Origin of the sequence: Amniculibacterium aquaticum, from assembly GCF_003852705.1 — a bacterium.
In the GTDB taxonomy this organism is placed as follows: Bacteria; Bacteroidota; Bacteroidia; order Flavobacteriales; family Weeksellaceae; genus Amniculibacterium; species Amniculibacterium aquaticum.
On the sequence record NZ_REFA01000001.1, the window covers coordinates 163,296 to 186,851 of the forward strand.

A 23,556-nucleotide genomic window follows, 5' to 3' on the forward strand; every position below is an offset into this window, starting at 1 on the left:
AATAAAGTCATTTAGCGTTTATAATATCATTGAAATTAACAATAATGGTTAAATATATAAATTAAAAAGCTAAATTTGTGTAACAAAACACAAAATGATGAGCTTATCCAAGAAAACTACAGTTTTAGGATACAGTAATGCCTATCATTTATTACGGAGATCAACTTATAACATTACAAAAGCTAAGATACTTAGTTTTTCAACAATGACTCCAGATGATGCAGTTACTGTATTGTTTAATTTTACGCCTCCTAATCCACCAAGTCCCCTGAACAATAGTGGAGAGACAATTGTTCCGACCTACGATGCACCAACAATTACAGATAGTCAAAATACGACTTCCGGTAGTTTTGATTTGTTTTGGTGGATGTATCATGCCATGAAGGATCCCTCGATGCAGTACAAGATTATATACTTACTGCATTTATTTTTTGTAACCGATGATGGTGGAAATTACTGGACTAATTATGATTACAAAGAGTTGTTGAGGTTCTATTCTAGTGGAAGTTTGAAAGATTTGGCGATTAAAGTTACTACAGATCCTAGAATGCTTTCGTATCTTAATAACAATGTCAATAAGAAAAACAGTCCCAATCAGAACTACGCGCGTGAGTTTTTAGAATTGTTTACCATATTAAAAGGGCCTCAGGTCGATACAGGAAATTATACCAATTATACAGAGTTGGATGTGCAACAAGCAGCTAAAGTGTTAACTGGATTTACAAACAATAGCAATACATATAATAAAGTCAATCGATTATTAAATGTAGATCCTGTGACTCATTTGCCAAAAGGAGTGATTTCTACAACAAATCATGATACTGGAAATAAAACATTTAGTTCTGCCTTTAATAATGCGGTAATCACAGGTGCAAATACCGAAGCTGCCATCCAAACAGAAATGGAGACTTTTATTTCTATGGTCTTTGATCAGAATGAGACATCCAAAGCCTATTGCAGAAAACTATACCATTATTTTGTAGGTAGAGAAATTACACCCGCGATAGAACAAGATATTATAGCACCTCTGTCGGTTATGTTGAAATCAAATAATTACAATATTTTACCGGTCATTAGAGAATTGTTGACAAGTTCTCATTTCTATGATGAAGACGACTCTATAATTGGCGATGAGGTTATAGGAGCATTGGTGAGAAGTCCTATGGAGATGTTTTTTCATATGTTTAGTTTGCTTCATCTTCAAACTCCTTTGTATGAGGTTAATCCTTCATCAATGCATTCTTTTTTAAGTGTTGTTTTTAGTTATAGTTATAATTCTGGTTTGCCTGTTTTTAGACCTTAATCGGTCAATGGATATGCGGGTTATTCTAGTAGTCCGCATTTTGATAAAAATTTTATTACAACATCTTCACTAAGAATCCGATACAATTATAGTATTGATTTTATTATTAATGGCTTAACATATAACGGATTTGTATTTAAATTGAATAATCCTGATTTTGTAAAGAATTCTGGTAATTTTTCAAACCCAGGAAATGTAGATGTATTGGTGTCTGAGTTTTGTGCTTTGTTGCATATCGAGATCCCACCTAGCGACCGTTTGCTTTATTTTAAAACTGTTTTCTTAAACGGTTTGAGTCCAACAAATTGGCTCAATGAATGGAATAATTATGTTAATACAGGAACTGCAACCAATGTTAAGATTCCATTAGATAGATTGGTGAAAGCCTTAATTAAATCTCCAGAATTTCAAATTTTTTAGCTATGGATCGTAAAGAATTTTTAAAAACAATGACTTTGGCGGGTATTGGTACACCTTTTTTATTGAATGGAATGCCGTCTAGGGTTATGAATCGCTTTGCTGATTTTAGCATCAGTTGCGATGAAGTGAATGAACGATCTTTGGTAATCTTGAGATTGGCCGGAGCTAACGATGGTTTGAATACAGTAATTCCCATTAGTCAGTACGATACTTACGCGAATCTAAGACCCAATATTAAAATTGCCAATACGGGTGCAGGGGGTTATATTAGTTTGGACTCAACGGTGAGTCAAGAGAAGTTGGTGGGTTTAAATCCAAGTATGACTGGGTTTAAGTCTTTGTACGATTCAGGAAAATTAACTTTATTCAACGGTGTAGGATATCCGAACCCAAACTACTCTCATTTTCGTTCCGAAAATTTGATGTTCTCGGGTAAAGATGGGGCTAATAATCAAGATTTGTTTGATGGGATTTTTGGACGATATCTTGGTGCATTGAATCCTGGTCTAGGTGGTAATCCAACAGTGCTTAATCCTGATCCTTTAGCCATGCAGTTTGGTAATCTTAATCCTTGTCTATTTTATGAGCATGCTGTGGAAAAAAGCATTGAGTATAATGCAACGGGATTTCAAAATACATTGTTTAATAGTCTAAAAAGTGCTAATGCTCAGTAACTTGTTTCACCTTCAGAGTATAATGATTTATTGAATTATGTAAAAGGAGTAGCTGCAAGTATGGACAGTTATTACAACCGTGTAATGTCTGTTTTTAATGCCGGAAACAACTCTACGGTAACCTATCCAAACTCAAGTCTTGGAAAGCAATTGAAAACAGTAGCAAGGTTAATAAAAGGTGGTAGTAAAACCAAAATATTCCAAGTTAATATAACAGGATTTGATACCCATGTGAATCAAGTTCAAACCGGAAGTACCAATCTGGGAAGTCATGCTAATTTACTAGGTGATATATCCAATTCAATATTGGCTTTTCAATCCGATCTTGAGAATTTGGGATTGGTAAATCGTGTGTTAACGGTGACATTCAGTGAGTTTGGAAGACAGGTGAGGGAAAATGCAAGCCTTGGAACCGACCATGGAGATCTCGCTCCATTTTTTGTTGTCGGGAACAACATCTCTAGTGGTATAAGAGGGGATCATCCTGTTTTCACGAATTCAACAAATTATTATTATAATCAAAGTCAAAGACGATTTGATTATCGACAGATTTTTGCTTCTATTATTCAAGACTGGTTGGGAGCAGATTCGGGCTTGATGGATACTGTTGACTTGCAAAGTTTTGTTACACCATCTCAAAAAGTGGAGATTGTAGTACCCAACAAGTCGGCTAATGTAGTTTGTGCTGCATCTCTTTTTACTGAAGAAAAAGCGTCAATTAAAAAAATGAAAATTTATCCAAATCCCGCAGATATTTTTATAACCCTTGATTTTGGCCTTGAAGATTGTGTGAAATCACATATTCAAATTTTTGATTCTTCTGGAAGACAAATTCTAGAACTTCATAATTCTGAACAGGTTTTGAGAATACCTATAGAAAATTTTAAAAATGGACTTTATGTGTTAACGGTATTGTGTGAAAATGGTAAACGATTTTCTGAGAAGTTCCTTGTAAAACATTGATATTTATTGATGTGATAATTCTTAAAAAGTTTCATCTAAAAAATCTTAAATTTGTAGCTCAAAAATATTAACAATGTTCTATAATCATCAGCAGATCGAAAAAAAATGGCAGCAAATTTGGGAAGAAAAACAAACTTTCAAAACCGATAGCAAAAGCAATAAAGCAAAGTACTATGTTCTGGATATGTTTCCTTATCCATCCGGAGCAGGTCTGCATGTAGGGCATCCGTTAGGATATATTGCCTCCGATATTTATGCAAGGTTCAAAAGACATCAGGGATTTAATGTTTTACATCCTGTGGGTTACGATTCTTTTGGTCTTCCCGCGGAGCAATATGCTATACAAACAGGGCAACATCCGGCAGTTACAACGGAGCAAAATATCAATCGATACGAAGTGCAGCTTCGTCGTCTTGGCTTTTCTTTCGATTGGTCCAAAGAACTTAGAACTTCCGATTCTTCATATTATAAATGGACTCAGTGGATTTTTATAGAGCTTTTCCATTCTTGGTACAACAAATCAACCGATAGGGCAGAGTCAATTGAAACTTTAATTGAGCATTTTAAAAAATTTGGAACTAAAAATCTGAACGCCTCTCAAACCGAAGATTTGGATTTTGATGCATCCGAATGGAATGCAGCGACTGACTTGGACAAGCAAGATATCTTGCTTAACTATCGTTTGGCTTTCCGTGCAGAAACCACCGTGAATTGGTGTCCAGAATTGGGAACGGTTTTGGCAAACGATGAGGTGAAAGACGGGAAGTCTGAAAGGGGTGGTTATCCAGTTTTTCAGAAAAAAATGATGCAGTGGAGCATGAGAATTACCGCCTATTCTGAGCGTTTATTGCAAGGACTTCAGACCCTAGATTGGCCACAACCCTTGAAAGATGCACAAGAATATTGGATCGGTAAATCTCAAGGAGCTTCTGTGAAATTCTTAATAGATGGATTCTCAATAGAAAATGATTTAGAAGCCAACAACCAACAACCAATTTTCGACAACTTTATAGAAGTGTTCACAACAAGGCCGGATACCATTTTCGGTGCGACATTCATGGTTTTGGCTCCTGAACATCCATTGGTTGAGAAAATTACATCTGCTGATCAAAAAATAGAAGTAGAAAAGTATATTGCAGAAACTTCCAAAAAATCCGAAAGAGATCGTATGGCCGATGTAAAAACCGTTTCTGGTGCTTTCACAGGAAGTTATGCCATCAACCCTTTTACGGAAAAGAAAATTCCAATTTACATCTCGGATTATGTATTGATGGGCTACGGGACAGGAGCGGTTATGGCGGTTCCTGCACACGACGAGAGGGATCATCGTTTTGCGAAAAAATTCAGTTTGCCCATTTTGAAAGTAGTCGATACGGAAGTGGATGTGCTGGAAGAAGCATTTGATTCTAAAGACAGCACTTGCGTAAATTCAGATTTCTTAAACGGGTTGAAGTACGATGAAGCGAAAGAGAAAATGATATTAGAAATAGAAAACAGGAATCTTGGAAAAAGAACAGTAAATTACAAACAAAGAGATGCGATCTTCTCCAGACAAAGGTATTGGGGAGAGCCTGTACCGGTATATTTTAAAGACGGTATGCCGTACACTTTGCCAACTTCTGCTTTGCCATTGGAGTTGCCGGAAGTGGAAAAATATTTGCCAACACAGGATGGAGATCCACCTTTGGGAAATGCAAAAAAATACGCTTGGGACGAAACGAATAATAAAATTGTAGATATCGATTTGATCGATGAAAAAACGGTTTATCCTTTAGAATTGTCCACCATGCCGGGATGGGCAGGGAGTTCTTGGTATTTCTTGAGATACATGGATTCTCAAAATTCCGAAGCTTTTTGCAATAAAGAATTTTCTGATTATTGGGGACAGGTCGATTTGTATATTGGCGGTAGCGAACATGCTACGGGACATCTACTTTATTCTAGATTTTGGAACATGTTCCTAAAAGACAGAGGGTACATTAACCAGGAAGAACCGTTCAAGAAACTCATCAATCAAGGGATGATTTTGGGAATGTCAGCTTTTGTTTATAGAATAGAGGGTACCCAAAAATTTGTTTCTAAAAATTTGGCGAAAGAATACCAAACACAAAAAATCCATGTCGATGTATCGTTGTTAAAAGGGACATCGGATGAGTTGGATACCGAAGCATTTAAAAGTTGGAGAAAAGAATTTGAAAACGCAGAATTTATATTAGAAGACGGAAAATACATCACCGAAAGAGAGGTCGAGAAAATGTCCAAATCCAAATACAATGTGGTGAATCCCGATGATATTTGTGAAGAATACGGCGCCGACTGTCTTCGTCTGTACGAAATGTTTCTGGGTCCATTGGAGCAAAGCAAACCGTGGAATACCCAAGGCTTAACCGGCGTTTACGGTTTCTTGAAAAAATTCTATAACCTTTATTTTGATGGTGATGTTTTCTCGGTGTCCGATGAAGAGCCTACAAAGGAAGAATACAAGATTTTGCATCAATTGATAAAGAAATTTACATACGACATCGAGAATTTTTCGTTTAATACCTCAGTTTCTCAGTTTATGATTGCAGTGAATGAATTGCAAAAGCTGAAATGTAATAAAAAGAAAATCCTTGAAGCTCTGGCAGTTATCGTTTCGCCTTATGCACCGCATGTTTGTGAAGAGCTTTGGCAACAATTAGGGCACGATAATTGTATAGAATTTCAAACTTTTCCAGAATTTAATGAGGATTATTTAAAAGAATCCGATTTTGATTATCCGGTTAGCATCAACGGTAAAGTGAAAATAAAATTGAGTCTTTCAACCGATTTAGATGCTAAAGCCATCGAGGAAATAGTAAAACAAGAAGAGAAAATAGTACAGCTTTTAGACGGGAAATCGTATAAAAAATTAATAATTGTACCTAAAAAGATTATTAATATAGTCGTATAGTGTAGTTTTTAATCTAAAATCAACATTAAATGATTGTTTGGTAAAGTATAGGTTTTTCATTATTATGTTAAAAGAACTTAAAATTTTGGTTAAAGTATATAATTTTATCAATTATTTTTAAGGAAAATACAATGCTTGTACCGGTTTTGTTTTTGTAAAAAATGTTAAGATTTGTTCAAAGTCTTGCATGAAAGAAAAATTTAACTTTATTTTACGCTCTCAAATTTTTAAAAACAATATAATTTAGTTTAATATGGAAATGAATGTTTCAAACACAGACGAGCAATTAGTTGCTAAAAAAGCAGGAGGTCTTAACCCAGCTTTCATTATCCCGGTTATCCTAGGGGTAGGGATTTTAATTTATTTATTCGTGCTTGGTGCACCGGGTAACTTTAAAGATGCAGATAAATTAGGTTCTGGATCCGTAGCTTTTTCAGATGTAGAAGGTAAAGACATTCATCCGGATGGTTTCCTAGGTATCATCTATAAAGGTGGGGTAATTGTACCGGTTTTGATTACTTTCTTGATTACAGTAATCGTGTTCTCTTTCGAAAGAGCTTTGGTGTTGAGCAAAGCAGCAGGTAAAGGAAACTTGGATAACTTCGTGTTGAAAGTAAGAAACTTGTTGAATAGCAACAAAGTAGATGCTGCAATCGAAGAGTGCGACGGTCAAGAAGGATCGGTTGGTAATGTTGTAAAAGAAGGTCTTACAACTTACAAAGCATTGTCTAAAGACAACAACCTGAATAAAGAACAAAAAATGGTTGCATTGAACAAAGCAATCGAAGAAGCTACAACTCTAGAAATGCCAATGTTGGAAAAGAACATGATGATTCTTTCAACTTTAGGTACCGTTGCAACATTGGTAGCACTATTAGGAACCGTAATCGGGATGATCAAGGCGTTCTTCGCTTTAGGTTCTGGTGGTGGTACTCCGGATGCAGCTGCTCTATCTACAGGTATCTCCGAAGCCTTGATTAACACAGCTTTGGGTATTGGTACTTCTGCAGTAGCGATCATTTTGTACAACTATTTTACTTCTAAAATCGACGGATTAACTTATAAAATCGATGAGATTTCTATGAGTATCCAACAATCTTTCGCTGAATTCCACTAAGAATTAGGCAAGATTATTGCAATAAGATTTTATAGAAGTTTAATTTAAAATATTTGTAACAAATGGCGAAAGTCAAACCAAAAAGACATGGTGTATTAGTAGACATGACCGCAATGACCGATGTTGCGTTCCTACTACTTACATTCTTTATCTTGACTACCCAGTTCAAAAAACCGGATGTCGAGCAGATTAAACCGCCATCTTCCATATCGGAAAAATTATTGCCAGATACGAGTCTGATGACCATTAACGCTACACCAGATGGGAAATTTTATTTCCAACCGGTAGAAAATGCTTCAGAAAGACTTCAGCTGTTGGACAATATGGGACAGAAGTACGGACTTACCTTCAACAATGAAGAAAAAGCCGCTTTCCAAAAAGTTCAAGCGATTGGCGTTCCGATGTCACAATTGAAAGGCTATCTTGATTTGTCAGGAGATGAGCAAAAGAATTTTAAAAGTCCAACCGGAATTCCGATGGACAGTACGCATAAAGAATTGATCGACTGGGTACAACAAAGTTTAGCCGTTAATCCCGATTATAAATTGGCGATTAAAGGCGATGTAAACACAAAGTATCCAAAAATCAAAAATTTATTCGAAGGTTTAAGAGATATCGAGTTTCTTAAATTCTGGCTGATAACATCACAAGAAAGTAAACCACAATAACCACAAGTAGAAATGGCAGAAGTACAAGTACAAGAAAAAGGTGGAAAAGGCGGCAAAGTCCGTTCTAAGAAGCAGAGTACAAGGGTAGACATGACTCCGATGGTGGATTTGGGTTTCCTTTTGATTACATTCTTCATGTTTACCACAACTTTTAGTAAACCGAATGTATTAGATCTTGGTCTTCCGGCAAAACCGAAAAAAGACCAAAAAGCTCCAGATACGGAGATTAAACTTTCTAACTCCATCTCCATTATTATTGGAAAGGACAATCGTGTATTTTGGCATCAACAAGACAATACCTCTCTTACCGATGCTAACCTTCACGAAACCACTTTCGATAGAGAAGGAATTAGAAAAGTAGTAGAGCAAGCAAAAGCCAATGCGGCAGATCAAAAAATGTTTACAGTGATCATCAAGCCAACGGACGATGCAGTATTTAAAAACTTTGTTGACTTACTGGATGAAATGGCCATCACCAAGAACGAACAATACGGGGTAACCGATATTAAGCCTTGGGAAAAAGCGATTTATGATAAGAAAGTAGGTGCGGCAGCTCCAGCAGCTCCCACAACCAAGTAATCATTAATTTTTAATTAATATTAAAATGGCTAACGAGTATAACATAGACGAAATTGTTTTTGAACACAGAAATAAGGAATACGGAGCTTATGATCTAAGAACGACCTATCCTAAAATCTTGACAAAAGCTTTCTTAATAGGAACTTCTCTGTTTGCGATAGTTGCATTTTCTCCTTTGATCTACATCACCATCAAGAATTTAACAAAACCTGCAAAGGTTGAGGTTAAAGCGGATATGATGAACATCATACAAGAAGATAAAATTATTGAGCAACCAGAAGAAAAAGCACCGCCACCACCGCCACCACCAAAAGTAGAACCTCCAAAACAAGAGGTAATACAAAATGTGGTTCCGGAACCGAAAAAGGCACCAAAAGTGGAAACACCACCTCCACCGATTACCAAACAGTTAGAAACTACTACAGGTTTGCAAAATCAGGAAGGGGTGACGACTCCAACTTATGCACCACCACCAGCACCACCTTCAACAGGTAAAGGTAATACCGTAGAGGTAAAACCTCAGGTGAGTGATACCCAAGTTTATTCTGAAGTTGAACAGTTGGCAGAATTCCCAGGAGGTATTAACTCTTTTAGAACCAAGGTGAATAACAATTTCGATACTTCCGTAATGGATGGTGATGAAGGAACTTTGAAAACCGAAATTACTTTCGTAGTAGAAAGAGATGGTAGTATTACCGATGTGAAAGCGTCTGGGTCTAATAAAACCTTCAACGAAGAAGCAATCAGAACGGTGAAAAGTATTAAAAACAAATGGACACCGGCAAAAATTAACGGTCAATCGGTAAGATACCGTTTCCGTATGCCACTTACCATGATGTTTGAATAATTTTCATTACCAAACTTTAACAAAGAGAAGTCTTTTAGGCTTCTCTTTTTTTTGTATTTTTGCTTTTATGTTCAATTGGTTATCATTAGTCACCGGATTTTTTTATGTCGTTTTAGGCATAGTTGTTATCGTTTATAAATTTCTAATCGTTACATTAGAACCCAATATCGCTTATGCGATGGGCAGTTTGTTAATTGTTTATGGCGTGTTTAGGATGTATCGTGCAGTGCGAGGTATTAAAGAAAACAAGAGCAATGACTAGATTTTTATTCGTAAGTTTATTTTTCCTTTTTTTTTCATGTAAGAAAAAGGAAGAGTCCAAGACTCCCTCGTACCATAAAGGCAGCATGACCATCTTGACGGACGATGCATACAAGTCTGTTGTAGAAGCATTGGCAGACGGTTATGAAACGCATTATCCAGAAACAAAAATTACGGTGCAATCTGAAAAAGAAGATTTGGCTTTGCTCAGTCTGTTGCAAGGTAAGGTAAAGATAATTGCCATGTCCAGAGATCTTTCCCCTGAAGAGAAAAAAGAATACGAAAGAATTATAGAGCTTAAATATCAACCGGCCAAATTCGCTGCAGATGCTGTGGTTTTTATCGTATCCAAAGACTCGCCCCTTCAGAAGATTTCTTATGATGAAATTAAAAACGGCTTGAACTCGGACAAAAAACCTTTTGTATTTGACGGAGCCAATTCTGGGAACATTAATTTCGTAGCTCAGAAAATAGGAGCTCAACAAAAAGATTTGAAGTTTTCAGTAATCACAGGAAATAAAAATGTAGCCGACCAAATCCAAAAATACCCAGATCGAATCGGTGTTATCGGTCTAAACACTTTCAGCAGAGAGTATAACAAGGAGGCCATACGATTAAGAGAAGAGTTTAAAATTCTACCGGTAGAATATCAAGGGAAAACCTATTTTCCAGACATCAACAATCTGAAAAACATGTCTTATCCATTCACCAGGGTTCTCTATTTCTTGGCCAACGAAGGCAATTTTAACCTTGCCAATGGCATTATTCGTTTCTCGTGTACCCAGCTGGGACAGATGATTGTAGAAAAAGAAGGACTACAGCCCTATAATATTTACAAAAGAGAAGTGCAAATGCGCTAATTTTTAATCTAAATTTAATATTTTGGTCTGATTATTGAGGACTATTTTAATAACTTATTAAACATAAATCTTTATAAAATGAATAGTACAAAAAAACTTGTTCTTGGTGTTGCAGTAGGCTTTTTGTCTAATATGGCTTTCGCACAGTCGCTTCAAGAAGGTATTAATTATATCGATGCCAATAAATATGCTTTGGCTAAAAAGAATTTTGAAGATATGATTGCCAAATCTCCTTCAGCCGATAATTATTTTTATTTGGGAAATACTTTTTTGAGTCAAAATGAACCAAATTTTGATCAAGCTCACGAATTTTTTAATAAAGGTTTAGCTGTTGATAAGAGATCTTATCTTAACAAAATCGGTTTGGCATCTGTAAAGTTGGGCAAAGGTGATAAGTCTGCAGTTGCAGAAATCCAAGCTGTTGTCGCAGATTCTAGAGAAAAAGATCCTGAGGTTTTATACAGAGCCGGTGAAGCATTAACTTTATTTGAAAAGAATAATTCTCCTGAATTGGCAATCGATTACTTGGTAAAAGCCATTGATAAAGCAACCAAAAATGGGGTGCCTGCACATTATTACTACACTTTGGGCGACGCCTATCGTTTGAAAAGAGATCCGGGATCTGCCATGACGGCTTATGACAAAGCATCTGTTGTAGCCAAAAATAAAGCATCTGTGTTTACCAGAATGGGAACACTTTGGATGGCAGCACAACAATGGCCGCAAGCGATTGAAAAAATTAATGCCGCAATTGCTGTTGATCCATCGTATGCACCGGCTTACAAGGCAAAAGCGAGTTACGATATTCGTTATCAAAAAAATGAATTGGCAACACAAGACTTGATCAACTATTCTAAATATGCCGATGAAGATCCGTACACACAATTGGAAATTGCTAAATTGTATTTTACAAACGACGATTTTGCGAATTCTAAAGCGACTTTAGATAAGGTTTTTGATAAAGTAGATGACCCGATTAAATATAAACTAAAAGCATATCTGGATTATCAGGCAGACAACAACTATGCTGCAGCTAAAGCTAATTTGGATAAATTTATGTCAACGGTAAAAGAGAAGAATAGAATCTTACCTGCAGATCAAGGATTGATGGGGCTTATCATGGCTGGACTTGCGCAGTCCGAAAAGGATGCCGCGCTTAAGAGCCAACTCATTGCTGAGGCGACACAAAAAATTGCTATCGCTAATGCTGCGAAAGACACCACAATGGACTGGAGTGCAGAAATGGCAAAAATTCAAAGTGGAGGAGGCATCTCTGAAGAAGCGGTGAATGCAGGACCTACCAACCCAACAATTGAAGGTCTGAAAGCAAAAGTAAAAGCCAATCCAAAAGACGCTGATGCTTTGGTAAAATTGGGAACAGCTTATACAGAAGCCAAAAACTGGAGCGGAGCAGTAGTTACCTGGGACAAAATGATTTCCTTGGCTCCGGATTGGGTGTACTCTTATTACGCAAAAGGATCTGCTTATCAGCAATTGGGCAACAACGATATGGCTGAAAATTCTTATCAAAAATTCATTGATATGGTGTTGAAAAAGCCTCAAGCAGAGCAAGATCAGAATAAAGACTCTCTATCCTATGCGTATTATTTAGTCGCTTATTTCAATCAAACTAAAGATTTGGCAAAAGCGAAAGAGTATGCCGCAAAAGCAGTTCAGTTGAATCCTACATTTGAAGATGCTGTGAACTTCAACAAACAAATTAATAAATAATTCGAAAAATATTCTTTGTCAAGGCACTTGTCTTGACAAAGTTTTTTTATAATGAAATTAAGTACCATGAAAGTTGATATATTGGCTTTTGGAGCCCATCCTGACGATGTAGAGTTGGGTTGTGGCGGAACATTGGCAAAGTTGATAAAAGAAGGAAAAAAAGTGGTTATTGTGGACTTAACTCGTGGTGAGTTGGGTACGCGTGGGACTGCCGAAACAAGACGAGGAGAAGCGCAATTGGCCGCCGAAATATTGGGAATTGTCGGAAGAGAAAATCTTGAAATGAAAGACGGTTTTTTGGTCAATTCTGAAGAATACCAAATGAAGATCGTAGAGATGGTGAGAAAGTATCAGCCTGAAATTGTTTTTTCCAATTCAATTGATGATCGACATCCGGATCATGCCAAAGCGTGTAAACTGGTTTCTGATGCGTGTTTTTTATCGGGTTTGGTGAAGATAGAAACAAAATCACAAGGCCAGATTCAAAATGCTTGGCGACCAAAGCAAATCTATAATTATATACAATGGAAGTCCGTAACTCCGGATTTCGTAATTGATATTTCGGATAGTATGGATCAAAAAATAAAAGCGTGTTTGGCGTATTCCACACAGTTTTATAATCCCGAATCCAACGAACCTCTTACTCCCATTGCAACAAAAGACTTTTTAGAGAGCCTAACTTACCGCGCTCAGGATCTTGGTAGGTTGTCGGGAGTGGCTTATGCTGAGGGTTTTACCACAGAAAAACTTATGGCATTGAAAAATTTTGATGGAATTGTTTTGTAGTTTAAAACAATTTCTTATATTTGCACCACTGAAAACGGTGATTGTAGCTCAGTTGGTTAGAGCGTCGGATTGTGGTTCCGAAGGTCGTGGGTTCGAGACCCATCATTCACCCTATAAGCATCCATTTTTGGATGCTTTTTTTTTGTTTTATAATGAAGAATGTGTGCAATAAAAAACCACTTGCACAAAATGGTGAAGTGGTTTATGTTGTTGGTAGAAGTTGTATTAAACTTCGTCTTGACTTTCTATGGTATAGGTCTTACTTTTATAGTCCTTTTCATGTCTTTCAGAAATTACATCTTCGCCTTTTTGGCTGATGATATAATCGGTAGATTCATTGAATAAGTCCTGAAAGTTTTTGAAATCTTCTTTGTAAAGATAGATTTTGTGTTTTTCAAATGTAGCCTCTCCACTGTCATTAAAGTTTTTTTTACTTTCGGTAATGGTTAGGTAATAATCTCCTGCTTTAGTCTCGCGTACATCAAAGAAATAAGTTCTTCTTCCTGCCTTCAACACCTTGGTGAAAATTTCATTCTCTTGGCGTTCCTTATAATCACTCATCGTTATTGTTTTAATACTTATCTAACAAATATAATGGATTTCTTTGAACTGCAAAATATTTTTTTTATTTAATCGTTATCTAAACTTGTGTTTTGTATTGATTTTTTTAATTTACTGAGGTTCAGTATTTTATTTGCGTACTTGGTGCTGGATTTACGATGTGAGATAATTATCGAGGTCTTTTTTTCCAATTCAGACTCAATGTTTTGTAATATATTTTCTTCAGTTTCTGTATCCAATGCCGAAAGAGCATCGTCAAAAAGTAATATTGCAGGTTCTTTTATAAAAGCTCTGGCTATGCATATCCTTTGTTTTTGGCCACCTGAGAGCATGCCCCCTCTTTCACCAACCTTGGTGTTGTATTGGTCTTTAAAGTGGATGATGTTTTTATGAACATCTGCTTTTTTAGCATATTCTACAACTTTTTCAGAATCCGGATGGTCAATTGGGAAACCTATATTGTTGGCAATGGTGTCGGAGAACAAGAAACTTTCTTGTGGGATGTAACCGATGTGTTTTCTGTAAAGATCCAGGTTGTGTTCTCTCAGGTCTTTACCATCGATTAAAATTTGACCGGAACTCGGGTCTATTAATCGACACAATAAAAGTGCAATGGTCGTTTTGCCGCTGCCGGTTTTTCCCATTATGGCAAGACTTTCGCCAGCATTTACTTTGAAACTAAGGTTGGAGATCGCTTCAATGCCTGTGTTGGGGTAGGTGTAGGATACATTTCTAAATTCGATATCACCCGTAATCGGGTATATTTCATTGTTTTTATTTACGATTTCTGGTTTTTTGTCTAGAAATTCATTGATTCTTTGCATGGCGGCTTCTGCTCTTTGGTTTACAGAAGTTACCCAACCCACCATGGAGAAAGGCCAAATGAGGATATTGACATACATAAAGAAATCCACAATGGCACCTACTTTCAATTCTCCAGAAATGTATTTTTCGCCCCCGATGTACAAGATTACAACATTCAACAATCCGATAACAAAAAGGATAATGGTATAGAAATAGGCTTCGACACTTGCCAGGTCAAGAGCTTTTTTCTGGTATTCGGCAACTTTTTCACCGTAGTTTTTTTCAATGTAATTTTCTTTCGCAAAAAATTTAATAACACGGATACCTGAAAAACTATCTTGGACAAAGGTAGAAATGGCAGCCTGACTTTTCTGTACGATTTTGGATTTTCTGTTGATGATGGAGCTTACTTTGTAAATGGCATAGGACAGAATGGGGAGTGGTACCAAAGTCCAAAGCATGATGGCAACATTGGTTTTCATCATATAAATTGCTGTGATGATGACCAAGATGATCAAATTAACTACATACATAACCCCCGGTCCCAAATACATTCTCACGGCAACAACATCTTCGCTTAACCGGTTCATCAGGTCGCCAATGGTGGTGTTTTTATATTCGGTGAACGATAAGGTTTGGTAGTGGTTGTAGATTTTATTTTTCAGTTCATATTCTATTCTTCTGGAGCTCACGATGATGGTTTGTCGCATCATAAAAGTGAAAACTCCGGTAAGTATTGAAGATCCAATGATGATGGCCACATTCGTAAGGACGGTGGTATTGGTTCCGTTGAGTAAATTTTTGGATAATTCATCAACCGATTTTCCAATAAACTGTACTTTGTAAATGTTGAAGAAATTACTGGCAACAATAAATAAGAATCCCCAAAACAACATGACTCTGTGTTTCCAGAAATAGGGATTCAAAGTTTTTAATGCGTTCATTTTTTATTGTAAAAAGAAGATTTTCAGGTTTAAATTTTGGGTATTGATCAAAAATTTTGTCATGCAAAAGTAAGGATATTATCTGTGTTTTTAATCGTATTTTGGGCGAATTGATGGAATCAATAACACGGTTTGTAACTTGTATTACGGGGTTTCCGTTCTTTTCTTAAAGCTTTTTTTTCGTCTTAAAGTAAAGATCCATGAAATCGTTGTTTAAAATTAAAATAAAAATTTGTTATCTTTGCACCCACTAAAAGCTCTTTGAATGTTAGGAAGACGACAAATCCGCGAAAAGGTAGTAGAGACACTATACTCCTACCACCAAAACCCAATTAAATTTGAGGCACTGGAAAGACAAATGTTCTCCGGTATCGAAAAAATTTATCATTTGTACATTTATCAGCTCAATTTCTTGATTGCTTTGAAAGATATGGCTGAAAGACAAATTGAGATTGGTAAAAATAAATTTATCAAGACCGATCATGAGCTTAATCCTAATCAAAAATTTATCCGAAACCAAGTTCTTATCAAGTTGGATGAGAATGTAGAGAGACGCAGTTTTACTTCAAAATATAAAGAATTGAAGTGGGACATGCACGATGAACTCTTGGTGAAAACTTTCCAAAGGATGACTGCTGGAAAAAGATACCAAGATTTTATGAAAGAAGATGGGATCAGTTTTGTAGAAGATCAAAAATTCATAGGCAAACTGTTCCTGAGGTATGTTGCGGAAAATGAAGATTTCCATGCCAGATTGGAGGATAAAGAAATTGGTTGGGCAGATGATTTTCATATTGCCAATTCCATGGTTCAGAAAACCCTTGGGTTCATGAAGGAAGACGGGCCAAACGATACCCTAATCCGAATGATAAAGGACGAAGAGGATAGACAATTTGCAACCAAACTTCTAAAAGAAACCCTGAACAATTGGGAAGAAACCGAGAAAAAACTTCAAGAAAGATTGCAAAACTGGGATCTGGAAAGGGTTTCTCTAATGGATAAGCTTATTCTTATCGCCGCCATTTCCGAGTTGGATCATTTCCCATTCACCCCATCCCGAGTGATTATTAACGAATATATTGAGATTGCAAAAGTATTTGCTACCGAAAAATCCAATATTTTTGTAAACGGTATTTTGGATAAATACATCAAAGATCTGAATAGAAATTAATCCAATTTGAACTAAAATAATATTATGAAAAACAAATTTTTTGCTTCTGTTATTTTTACATCTCTCGCTTTGGTAGGGTGTAAAGAAGAAAAAAAAGAAGTGGCAACGGAAGTTTCTCCTGAAACTGAAGTGGTGGATCATCAGCTGGAGTTGAAACCGGAATTGGCAGCTAAATCTGCAGAAATGCCACAGGAAGAAAGTCCTGTGTATAAACCGGAAGATTTGGCAAAGGATGTCAAAGATAAGCCCATCACCAATTTGGTGCTTTCTGAAAGCAATTTTAATTTTGGAAAAATTACCAAAGGACAAGTGGTTGAACATACTTATGAAGTGACCAATACAGGGAAAAATCCTTTGATAATTGCTCATGTAAAACCGGCTTGCGGCTGTACAGCACCGGACTATACCAAAGAGCCCATTTTACCTGGAAAAAAAGGTAAGATTACTTTAAAATTCGATTCTGCACAATTTGACGGAATGGTGCAAAAGCAAGCTGAAGTCTATGCCAATGTAAATGCTGTGCCTATTTTGTTAACTTTCACAGCAGATATTCAACCTAAATAATACAGAGTATGATTACGATATTACAAGCACAAGGTAGCAATACAACCATGATTTTGATGATGGTGGTGATGTTTGCGGGTTTTTATTTCCTAATGATTCGTCCACAAGTGCGTAAGCAAAATCAAGAAAAGAAATTTCAAGAAAATCTAAAAGTCGGACAACGAGTAGTCACAACATCAGGGATGCACGCTAGAATCGCTCAAATCGCAGAAGACGGTGTGGTCTTGGAAACACTTTCTGGTAAATTGAAATTCGAAAAGTCAGCTATTTCTAGAGAATACACTCAGGCAAGATTCCCAGAAGGAACTGAAGAAAAGAAATCATAATTATCTTGTATAATGTTAAAGCATCCATCTTTTTCAAAAGCTGGATGCTTTTTTTAGACCTATGAAAGCATAAAAAAAATCGGCTGCAAATTTTTGCAACCGATTTTTTGTACTTGTAGCTTTGGTTTAATCTCGGTTTTTAACCATGATCCAACCGCTGAATTTTATTGGAGTTTTGTTGGCGTCTTTTTCCTTCCAAGTGATGACATACCAATAAGTGCCTGTTGACAATTTACGACCGCCAAGTTTTCCGTCCCATTGGTAGTTGTTGTTTTTGTTGGCTTGGTGCAATACGCTTCCGTATCGGTCAAATACCGTGAATGTAAGATCGTCTTTCATGGAAAGTGCAGAGTAATCCACAACATCATTTACACCATCATCATTTGGAGTGATTAGGTTGATGATGTTCGGTACAGTAACTTCAGTGATGATGGGTTCGCAATTGCTCTCGTCTTTTACATAGATTTTCGTAACACCCCTTGGTACTGCTGTGAAAACATTGGAGTCTTGCCAAGTGATATTGTCCAATGAATATTTATAAGGTGCTTTGCCTCCATATACCGTTACGGCAAGGGTTCCGTTTCCAATTTCAACATTGGTAATGGATGGGACATCAACCGGTAGAATTTTTACCTTTTGTAAGGTTTCGCAACCGTCTTTGGTTAGCTTTACCCAATAATCTCCAACTCCAACATTGGAAATACTCGGCGTGGTCTCTCCTGTGCTCCATAGATATTCTAGATAACCGGGACCGGCATCCAAAGTCGTTGTTTTTTCGGTACAAATAACCTGATCCTTCAAGATTGGAGATGGATCCGGAGGCGTAACTTCCAGAGTAATCTTTGCGATATTATAACATCCTTGATTGGTAATTAATTTAACAAAAACAACACCGTTAGGAGCGTTATATGCAGTAGGATTTAGGATTTCATTGGTTTCGTTTACAGCATCAGTTGGTGATGGATAATATTTTTTTACAATACCCGCAGTACCGGTAACATTGGCTTGGGTTAAGTTGAATATTCCGTTAGACGGTAGGTTTTCCAAATGACACATTTTCATGGTTTGGTCATTTTTAATTGCCAATGGATGAAATTTTAAAGTGATTTTTGCAATGCTGGTACAGCCAAAAGGACTTGTAGCTTTTACAAATACTTCACCTTCGGCAGAGGTGTACAAAAATGGATTTGCAATCTCTATTCCTGCATTTAGTTCGGCCATGCTGGCGTAATATTTCTTGACAACCGCTGGGTCGTTGTTGACATTAGCAGTTGTCAGATCGTAAGAGGCAACTCCAACATCGTTACTGCTGCATTCGGTGAGTACCGCATCCATGGTGGTGATGGCTCTTTGGTCAAAAGTGATGGTGCCAAATTGCTTACACTTGCTCAGTACTCCATTGTTTGGGTTGTTGGGGTCGGTAAAATAAATGGCATAAATATAGGTTGCCGCTGTATTTACATTGACCATACCTATGATAGGATTGTTTCCTGTAAGAGCATCGTTGTTGGAAAGATGGTAGCTAACATGGAAGTTAGGGTTTCCATTGATGATGCCGTCAGTAAGTGTGCTGAAATCAAATTGTGCAGGGTTGGTACAGATGACTACTTCTCCATCTTGATTAGGTCCTGGAGCGATGAATGGGTTGGGTTGAAGTTGTTGATTAAATGGGTTAGAAAGGATTGCAGTTCCTCCCCAAGTTAGGACAAAACCGTTTGCATTTTGGGAGAAGTTGTCCACAACTAAATAATAAGTTTGTCCCGGAAGTACATCTAAGTATCTGCAGTATCCCGTACCGCCAGCGGGATCGGTTAGGTTGGCTGCGGTTAAGCTAAGTCCGGTATTGTATAGGCCGTTGTTGCTGGGTGGTGCATCATAAGAACATCGGATAGGTGCTCCTAGATTACCGCATGGTTTGTTGGGACCATAAACTGCCCAGTCGTAATCGGCATTTCCGTTTGGTACAATTTCAAAAGTTAAAGTTCCGGCGGTAGCAGCAGTAAAAGTGTACCAAACGGAATAGTGTTCGTCTGAAGATAAGCAACCGCCCAAGTCTTCTAAAATCTGACCTGGTCCAGTTGGAGTGTACGAAATCTGAGAATTTCCACAAGCCGGTAAAGCAGAGACGCAATCGGACTGCGCCCAGAGTATTTGTGATATTGTTAGTAGTAAAGGAAATAGAATTTTTTTCATGTTAATAAAATATCAACAAAAATATAAATAAATCGTTGTTGATACAAGGTTTTTTTTGTTAATATTTTATATGTTTCTATCTCTTTTTGATGAATTGTCCTGAAGGTGTCGTTGTTTTCTTTTACAGACTGCTTTAGTTTTGATTGTTTTTGTTTAACCCAATAAGTATAATGATGAAAAATGTGAAAAAAATTAATTTAGGAGTCGGCTTTTTTTGCAAAGAAAATTAAACGGACTCTAATACTGCATTTTTCTGAGTTTTGAATTGGTGAGACCAACAATACTAACTACTGCAACGGTCATTATACCACCAAACACAACGGATCTCACTACACCCAAAAGTTTTGCGGCAACTCCACTTTCAAATTGTCCCATCTCGTTACTGCTCATAATGAAGATGGAGTTGGTGCTCAGTACTCTGCCACGGATGTGATCTGGTGTTTTTAATTGAACAATGGTCCCACGAATGACTACCGAAATGCCATCCAACATACCACTTAGCACCAAGAATCCAAACGAAAGCCAATACCATTTGGAAAGACCAAACCCGATGATGCACAGTCCAAAACCAGTAACAACCGCCAATAATATTTTTCCTTGATTCTTTTTTAGAGGGAAGAAGGAAAGCGTTATGATCACGCACATGGACCCAATGTCCGAAGCAGCGTTCAGGATTCCAAATCCCTCAGCGCCTACTTTTAAAATGTCGCTCGCAAATACCGGAATCATGGCGACAGCTCCACCAAACAAGACCGCAAACATATCCAAGCAAAGTGCGCCTAATATTTCTTTGGTTTTGTAGATGTAGGAAATTCCTGTTTTTATACTTTCAAAGACTTCTGGTCTTTCGTTTTTGTATTCAGAATGTTGTGGGTTTAGTTGCCAGAACATTAGTGAAGCAAATAAAATAAGACTGACAATAATAACTAAAGTCCGGTCTATGCCTATAAAAGCAATTAAGAAACCTCCCAATGCATGTCCCATTACCGATGAACTTAAGAAAGTTGCTTGGTTAAGTGTTACTGCTCCGGCAAGTTTTTCTTTGCCAACAATTTTTGGAATCATCGACGGAACGATGGGGCCTAAAAAAGCTCTGGCGATTCCCGTGAAAAAGATGACTCCATAAATAAAGTAGGTAATCTGATGCCCTGACATGTCCAATTTGTGGCCAAAAAATGCGGGTATTAACAGCAGGCCGATCAACAATATATAAGCATAATTGCAGATTAAAAGCAATCGTTTTTTTTCATTCATATCTATGACATGTCCTGCAAACAGGGCGCAACTCACAGCGGGTATCACTTCCGACAATCCGATAAGACCAATGGAAAATGGGTCTTTGGTAAGCTGATAGACCCACCATCCCAACAAAGTGGCAAGCATTCTAAAAGCAAGGATAATTAAAAATCTTCCGGTTAATAAATTTCTAAATTCAACAATAGAAAGGGTTTGTAGTGGGGATGTTTTTGACATGTTACAAAAATAAAATATTTTAATGGTCTAAGATTGAATTTAGTCTTCTTATTTTTGCAACCATGAATTGGATTATACTCATTATTGCAGGATTGTTTGAAACGGGATTTGCCATTTGTCTTGGAAAAGCACAACAGTCCGAAGGGCGCGAAAGTCTATTTTGGTGGTTGGGATTTGTGATCAGCCTATCGATGTCTATGTTTCTTATGTACAAAGCGATTTCTGGTGAAAATGCAATTCCCATCGGCACAGCTTATGCTGTTTGGACGGGAATTGGTGCTGTGGGAGGTGTGCTCTCCGGAATTATTTTGTTCAAAGAACCCATTGTTTTTTGGAGGATGTTCTTTGTGACGACATTAATTATTTCTGTTGTCGGGCTGAAAGCGGTTAGCGAACATTAATTTATCTCGCTGCACTGATGCCAATTAGTATAGCGCCTGCAGCTCCAATTACGGTACCAACCGTAGTAACAGTTGCTTTGGTATTGTCCCTCACTCCGGTCACATTGCCTTTAGCTAAAGAAATTTGGATGCTGTCTTTTTTCCCTGTAAAACCAATAATGCTGTCGTTTTTTATTTTGTGAAATCTCATTTTTTGCTTTAACTTGCTGTCTCTTAGTGAGAATGAGTATGACTTTCCACTTTGTAATTGCGAATAATCGTTTTTGCTAAGATCATCGGAATATTTGGTCGTTGCACAAGAGGAGGCAACGAATAAACTTGCAAATAAAATTGATTTTAAAGGTAAATGTTTTTTCATTTTTAAAATATTTATCGTTCAAATGTATTATAATTTTGAATAATATCCTAATAGAGATGCTACTTCTTTAATTTATCTAAGAAATCAGCAATTTTTCTATCATTGGATAATCTCGGGATTTTGTTTTGTCCTCCCAATTTCCCTTCCGATTTTGCGTAATCCTGAAAAGCATTTTTTTGCAACCTCGTTATTTTTAGGGTTTGAAGGATATTTCCAGAGATTAAATCGTCATAATACGAATTTCTTTTTCTCAGCTCAAGATCCAATTTTTGCCTAAAATCTTCCAAGTTTTCCGGTTCTTTTTCAAATTCAAAAAACCATTCGTGATACGGCAAAGATTGATTTTCTGGATTCACTTGTGGAGCCAGATGAAACTCGGTTATCTGGGCAGGAAAAGTTTCCACGGTATCTTTTAGTGCGGCTTCAACCTCACCGGCAATCACATGTTCTCCAAACGCCGAGGTATAATGAGAAGTCCTTCCGGTAACCAAGATTCGGTACGGTTTTTTAGAAATAAATTTGATGACATCTCCAATCGAATAAGCCCAAAGTCCGGAATTGGTGGTCAGGATCAGGGCATAATCTTTATTCAGTTCTACTTCTTTCAGGGTCAGTCTTCTGGCATTTTCTTTTCCAAATTCTTCTAACGGAATAAATTCATAGAAAATCCCGTGATGGGTGAGCAGCAAAAGCCCTTCTTCTTTATAATGGTCTTGGAAGGCAAAAAAGCCTTCGCTGGCAGGGAAGGTCTGTACAACATCTACCTCAGCGCCCAAAAGTTCCTGCATTTTTTGTCGGTACGGCTCATAATTGACCCCTCCGGTGATGATGAGTTGAAGGTTGGGGAAGAGTTCTTTTATTTTTTTACCATTCCTTTCGATGAGTTTTTCAAAATACATGATGAGCCAAGGCGGTATGCCCGAGATCAGGGTCATGTTTTCTTTTTCGGTTTCCTTTACGATCGTGTCCACTTTGGTCTCCCAATCATCAATGATGTTGGTTTCGTATTTTGGGAGTCTGTTTTTTTGTAAATACTGCGGGATGTGGTGGGCAACAATTCCGGAAAGTCGTCCGGTTTTTATGTCGGCAATTTCCTCCAATTCTGGACTTCCCTGCAAGAAAATCATTTTCCCACACACAAAATCGGCGTTATTTTTTTGTGAAATATAATGGAAGATGGCACTTTGTGCGGCTTTTACCTGACAGTCGATGCCTTCTTTGGTTAGTGGGATGTACTTGGTGCCCGAAGTGGTGCCGGAAGTTTTTGCAAAATATTCCGGTTTCTCGGGATACAAGATGTTTCGGTCTCCATGTTTTATTTTTTCAATGTACGGCTTCAGTCCTTCGTAGTCGGTGATGGGTACAGATTTTTGAAAATCTTCTATGGTTTTTATTTGTCCAAATTGATGGGCAATGCCAAAGAGTGTTTTTTCGGATCTTTTCACCAAGTCCAACAAGAGTTGCTCTTGCAATTGAACTCCGTTTTGTTTGAAGTTTTCACAATCGGAAAGGTGTTTTTTAGCCCAAACTTTGGCTGCTTTTTTCTTGAAGAATTTTAACATGTAACAAAATTACAAAAGCCTACAAAATAATCTGTAGGCTTTTTGAGAAAAATGAAAA

Annotated in this window: 22 protein-coding genes and 1 tRNA gene; 17 read left to right on the plus strand and 6 right to left on the minus strand. The window is 37.2% G+C overall.

Features of this window, described 5'->3' with window-relative positions; genetic code table 11:
* Positions 1 to 94 precede the first annotated feature (94 nt).
* The 13 genes from EIY84_RS00725 (at position 95) to EIY84_RS00790 (ending at position 13,253) form a co-directional block, all read left to right on the plus strand.
* Complete coding sequence (locus EIY84_RS00725) at positions 95 to 1,303, plus strand: DUF1800 family protein (RefSeq protein WP_124639480.1); 1,209 nt, start codon at positions 95 to 97, stop codon at positions 1,301 to 1,303.
* A 141-nt stretch (positions 1,304 to 1,444) separates the two neighbouring features.
* Entirely contained in the window at positions 1,445 to 1,723 is a 279-nt protein-coding gene (locus tag EIY84_RS00730; protein WP_124639482.1) for a hypothetical protein, read from the plus strand.
* Positions 1,724 to 1,725: 2 nt separating this feature from the next.
* The gene (locus EIY84_RS00735) at positions 1,726 to 2,397 is read left to right on the plus strand and encodes a DUF1501 domain-containing protein (RefSeq protein WP_124639484.1); all 672 of its coding nucleotides are present in this window, start codon (positions 1,726 to 1,728) and stop codon (positions 2,395 to 2,397) included.
* A gap of 60 nt (positions 2,398 to 2,457) precedes the next feature.
* A complete protein-coding gene (locus tag EIY84_RS00740) occupies positions 2,458 to 3,360 on the plus strand; it encodes a DUF1501 domain-containing protein (protein ID WP_124639486.1) in 903 nt (300 codons plus the stop codon).
* Positions 3,361 to 3,433: 73 nt separating this feature from the next.
* Positions 3,434 to 6,292, plus strand: coding sequence for a leucine--tRNA ligase (gene leuS, locus EIY84_RS00745; RefSeq protein WP_124639488.1), 2,859 nt, complete (start codon positions 3,434 to 3,436; stop codon positions 6,290 to 6,292).
* Positions 6,293 to 6,545: 253 nt separating this feature from the next.
* Positions 6,546 to 7,409: a MotA/TolQ/ExbB proton channel family protein gene (locus tag EIY84_RS00750; RefSeq protein ID WP_124639490.1), complete on the plus strand. Its 864-nt coding sequence runs from the start codon at positions 6,546 to 6,548 to the stop codon at positions 7,407 to 7,409.
* A gap of 62 nt (positions 7,410 to 7,471) precedes the next feature.
* The gene (locus EIY84_RS00755; protein ID WP_124639492.1) at positions 7,472 to 8,077 is read left to right on the plus strand and encodes an ExbD/TolR family protein; all 606 of its coding nucleotides are present in this window, start codon (positions 7,472 to 7,474) and stop codon (positions 8,075 to 8,077) included.
* 12 nt (positions 8,078 to 8,089) lie between these two features.
* A complete protein-coding gene (locus EIY84_RS00760; RefSeq protein ID WP_124639494.1) occupies positions 8,090 to 8,656 on the plus strand; it encodes an ExbD/TolR family protein in 567 nt (188 codons plus the stop codon).
* A gap of 25 nt (positions 8,657 to 8,681) precedes the next feature.
* Complete coding sequence (locus tag EIY84_RS00765) at positions 8,682 to 9,503, plus strand: energy transducer TonB (protein WP_124639496.1); 822 nt, start codon at positions 8,682 to 8,684, stop codon at positions 9,501 to 9,503.
* Positions 9,504 to 9,757: 254 nt separating this feature from the next.
* Positions 9,758 to 10,624, plus strand: coding sequence for a PstS family phosphate ABC transporter substrate-binding protein (locus EIY84_RS00775; RefSeq protein WP_124639500.1), 867 nt, complete (start codon positions 9,758 to 9,760; stop codon positions 10,622 to 10,624).
* 78 nt (positions 10,625 to 10,702) lie between these two features.
* Positions 10,703 to 12,355, plus strand: a complete 1,653-nt coding sequence (locus tag EIY84_RS00780) for a tetratricopeptide repeat protein (protein WP_124639503.1) — start codon at positions 10,703 to 10,705, stop codon at positions 12,353 to 12,355.
* A 66-nt stretch (positions 12,356 to 12,421) separates the two neighbouring features.
* On the plus strand, positions 12,422 to 13,141 hold the full coding sequence (bshB1, locus tag EIY84_RS00785) for a bacillithiol biosynthesis deacetylase BshB1 (RefSeq protein ID WP_124639505.1): 720 nt from the start codon (positions 12,422 to 12,424) through the stop codon (positions 13,139 to 13,141).
* A gap of 36 nt (positions 13,142 to 13,177) precedes the next feature.
* Positions 13,178 to 13,253, plus strand: a tRNA-His gene (locus tag EIY84_RS00790).
* A 113-nt stretch (positions 13,254 to 13,366) separates the two neighbouring features.
* On the opposite strand, the gene EIY84_RS00795 is transcribed toward EIY84_RS00790, so the two are convergent.
* The gene (locus EIY84_RS00795; RefSeq protein ID WP_124639507.1) at positions 13,367 to 13,702 is read right to left on the minus strand and encodes a DUF3276 family protein; all 336 of its coding nucleotides are present in this window, start codon (positions 13,700 to 13,702) and stop codon (positions 13,367 to 13,369) included.
* A gap of 68 nt (positions 13,703 to 13,770) precedes the next feature.
* Entirely contained in the window at positions 13,771 to 15,450 is a 1,680-nt protein-coding gene (locus EIY84_RS00800) for an ABC transporter ATP-binding protein (protein ID WP_124639509.1), read from the minus strand.
* Positions 15,451 to 15,715: 265 nt separating this feature from the next.
* Between EIY84_RS00800 and nusB the strand changes: the two genes are divergently transcribed.
* From nusB to yajC, 3 genes are read left to right on the plus strand one after another with little or no spacing between them, the layout of a single operon-like run.
* Entirely contained in the window at positions 15,716 to 16,621 is a 906-nt protein-coding gene (gene nusB, locus EIY84_RS00805) for a transcription antitermination factor NusB (RefSeq protein WP_124639512.1), read from the plus strand.
* A 24-nt stretch (positions 16,622 to 16,645) separates the two neighbouring features.
* Entirely contained in the window at positions 16,646 to 17,185 is a 540-nt protein-coding gene (locus tag EIY84_RS00810) for a DUF1573 domain-containing protein (protein ID WP_124639514.1), read from the plus strand.
* 8 nt (positions 17,186 to 17,193) lie between these two features.
* Positions 17,194 to 17,511 (plus strand): preprotein translocase subunit YajC, encoded by a 318-nt coding sequence (gene yajC / locus EIY84_RS00815; RefSeq protein WP_124639516.1) that lies wholly within the window; start codon positions 17,194 to 17,196, stop codon positions 17,509 to 17,511.
* A 126-nt stretch (positions 17,512 to 17,637) separates the two neighbouring features.
* On the opposite strand, the gene EIY84_RS00820 is transcribed toward yajC, so the two are convergent.
* Positions 17,638 to 19,704 carry a T9SS type B sorting domain-containing protein gene (locus tag EIY84_RS00820; RefSeq protein WP_124639518.1) on the minus strand — a complete coding sequence of 689 codons (2,067 nt, stop codon included), beginning with the start codon at positions 19,702 to 19,704 and terminating at the stop codon, positions 17,638 to 17,640.
* A gap of 237 nt (positions 19,705 to 19,941) precedes the next feature.
* Positions 19,942 to 21,177 (minus strand): MFS transporter, encoded by a 1,236-nt coding sequence (locus EIY84_RS00825; RefSeq protein ID WP_124639520.1) that lies wholly within the window; start codon positions 21,175 to 21,177, stop codon positions 19,942 to 19,944.
* Between the two features lie 62 nt (positions 21,178 to 21,239).
* Between EIY84_RS00825 and EIY84_RS00830 the strand changes: the two genes are divergently transcribed.
* Entirely contained in the window at positions 21,240 to 21,578 is a 339-nt protein-coding gene (locus tag EIY84_RS00830; protein WP_124639522.1) for a DMT family transporter, read from the plus strand.
* A gap of 1 nt (position 21,579) precedes the next feature.
* Here EIY84_RS00830 and EIY84_RS00835 read toward each other — a convergent pair whose 3' ends face one another.
* Entirely contained in the window at positions 21,580 to 21,936 is a 357-nt protein-coding gene (locus EIY84_RS00835) for a hypothetical protein (protein ID WP_124639524.1), read from the minus strand.
* A 59-nt stretch (positions 21,937 to 21,995) separates the two neighbouring features.
* Positions 21,996 to 23,498, minus strand: a complete 1,503-nt coding sequence (locus EIY84_RS00840; protein WP_124639526.1) for a GH3 family domain-containing protein — start codon at positions 23,496 to 23,498, stop codon at positions 21,996 to 21,998.
* Positions 23,499 to 23,556: the final 58 nt, after the last annotated feature.